General features: G+C 60.0%; 2 protein-coding genes. Both read left to right on the plus strand.

Features of this window, described 5'->3' with window-relative positions:
- Nucleotides 1-141: 141 nt before the first annotated feature.
- Nucleotides 142-1,062, plus strand: a complete 921-nt coding sequence (gene era / locus NW829_RS12065; RefSeq protein WP_414417179.1) for a GTPase Era — start codon at nucleotides 142-144, stop codon at nucleotides 1,060-1,062.
- Nucleotides 1,063-1,299: 237 nt separating this feature from the next.
- Nucleotides 1,300-2,409 (plus strand): aromatic ring-hydroxylating oxygenase subunit alpha (locus NW829_RS12070; RefSeq protein WP_414417178.1); only part of this gene is annotated, 1,110 nt, incomplete at its 3' end.

Below are 2,409 nucleotides of genomic sequence, written 5' to 3' on the forward strand. Positions count from 1 at the left end.
AGCGCCGGACATCCCCATTCTCCTTCAGACGGGAGGGATCCCTCCCCTGAGGGACAGGGATCCATTGGCGACGGCGGGACAGAGTCCTCCGCTGCTGCAGCAGAAGGGGAATCGGCGCCCGGTCGTGTCAGCAGTGGGGAACTGTCTGCGATCCCGGCTGCCCCGCCAGGGTTTAAGTCGGGGTTTGTGGGGCTGATCGGGCGGCCCAATGTGGGCAAGTCCACCCTACTCAACGCCCTGGTGGGACAAAAGATTGCCATCACCTCTCCCGTGGCCCAGACCACCCGCAACCGCCTGCAGGGGATCCTCTCCCTACCCCAAGCCCAGATCATCTGGGTGGATACCCCTGGCATCCACAAACCCCACCACCGCCTGGGGGAAATCTTGGTACACAACGCCCAGGCAGCCATTGCCGCTGTGGACGTGATCCTCTTCGTGGTGGATGGATCGGTGCCGGCAGGACGCGGGGATGCTTTTATTGCCGAGCGGATCCCTGCTGCTTCCCCCTGCCTGATCGTCTGCAACAAAGCGGATCTGCTTCCTCGGGATGCTGCCGTGCGCCAAGCTCACCAGGAGAGCTACCAAGCCCTGCGCCCCGGCGCTCCTGTCGTTTGGGTGTCTGCCTTGGATCCCAGCAGTTTGACACCCCTGATCCAAGCCACCATCGATCTGCTGCCCACCGGCCCCTACTACTACCCGCCGGATCTGGTGACGGATCAGCCGGAGCGGTTCATCATGGCGGAGCTGATCCGAGAACAGGTGCTGCTGCAGACCCGCGAGGAAGTGCCCCATTCCGTGGCCGTGACCATCGACCAGGTGGAAGAAACCCCCAACGTCACCCGCATCTTGGCCACCCTCTATGTAGAGCGGGACTCGCAAAAGGGGATCCTCATTGGCAAAGGGGGGGAAAGGCTCAAGCAGATCGGCCAGGCAGCCCGCCTGCAGATTCAAAAGCTGATCCTGGGCAAGGTGTACCTGGAGCTGTTTGTCAAGGTGCGGCCCCACTGGCGGCGCTCTGAGCACCTTCTGCGCGACTTGGGCTATAGCGCTACGTCCCCCTAGCGGGAATAAGCCATTTGCGTCAGCAGGACGGAGTTCTTATGCCCCCCTCTCCCCTTGTGGGTAGGAGACTGGGGTATTTGCGCGAGCAGCACAGCGTGCTTGGGGGGAATGCTTCAAAAATGCCTTAAAAATGCCTTGGATCTGCTTGGAATAGATGCCGGATGGGATCCCTGCGTTAGCTTGGATAGCAAAGCCTTTGGAGTCCCACAGCAGTTTTTCTTATCGCTGCTTTGCCCCATGACCGCTTTCTATCCCGCTACGGTTCAACCCGGCGCCCGCACCCTGCCGGGCCACTACTACGTCTCCTCCAGCCGTTTTGAGGCGGAGATCGAGCGGATTTTTTATCGGCAGTGGTTCTGCGTGGGGCGCAGTGCCGATCTGGCCCAACCCGGAGACTTTTTGCAGGTGCAGGTGCTCAGAGAAAGCCTGATCCTGGTACGGGATCCCAAGGGGCAAGCCCATGCCTTCTTCAACCACTGTCGCCATCGAGGAACCCGACTCTGCAGTGAGCCCCAAGGCCATTTTGCCGATGGGATCCCTTGCCCCTACCACGCCTGGCGCTATGGGCTGGATGGACAATTGTTGGCGGCTCCCCAGATGCACGAGGTGGAAGACTTTCGCCGTGAAGATTATCCCCTCCACTCCGCTGCCTTGGCAGAATGGGAAGGCTTCGTCTGGGTCAACCTCAGCCGCAATCCTCAGCCCTTCGATGAGGTTTTTGCCCCATTGCAAGGTCGTTTCCGAGAGTGGAACCTGTCCGCTCTGCGGCGAGGCCATCGTATTGAATACCACGTTCAAGCCAATTGGAAATTGCTGTTTGAAAACTACTCTGAGTGCTACCACTGCCCGCTCATTCACCCAGAATTGGCCCGCCTTTCGCCGGCTCGCAGTGGTCGCAACGACTTGATGGAAGGCCCCTTTTTGGGCGGCTACATGTTGCTCAATCCAGATGTGACCAGCCTAAACATGAGTGGCCAACGCAGCTTGCCCCTGATCTCCACCGTGCGAGGCGAGAACCAACGGCGGGCCTACTACTACACCCTTATGCCCAATCTATTCTTGAGCCTGCAGCCGGACTATGTCATGACCCACACTCTGTGGCCCCAGGGATCCGACCGGACGCGGGTTGTCTGCGATTGGCTGTTTGAGCCGGAGACCTTGGCGCTGGATGGTTTTGATCCCAGCGAGGTGGTGGAATTGTGGGATCGCACCAATCGACAGGATTGGCACCTGTGCGAGCTCACCCAGCAAGGGGTGGGATCCCGTGCCTATGAAGCAGGGCCTCTTTCCCATGCAGAAGGGTTGCTGCAAGCCTTTGGGCGGGAATACCGCCGGCAGATGCAGGAG

The sequence above is a fragment of the Synechococcus sp. R55.8 genome, from assembly GCF_047461895.1.
Lineage (GTDB): Bacteria > Cyanobacteriota > Cyanobacteriia > Thermostichales > Thermostichaceae > Thermostichus.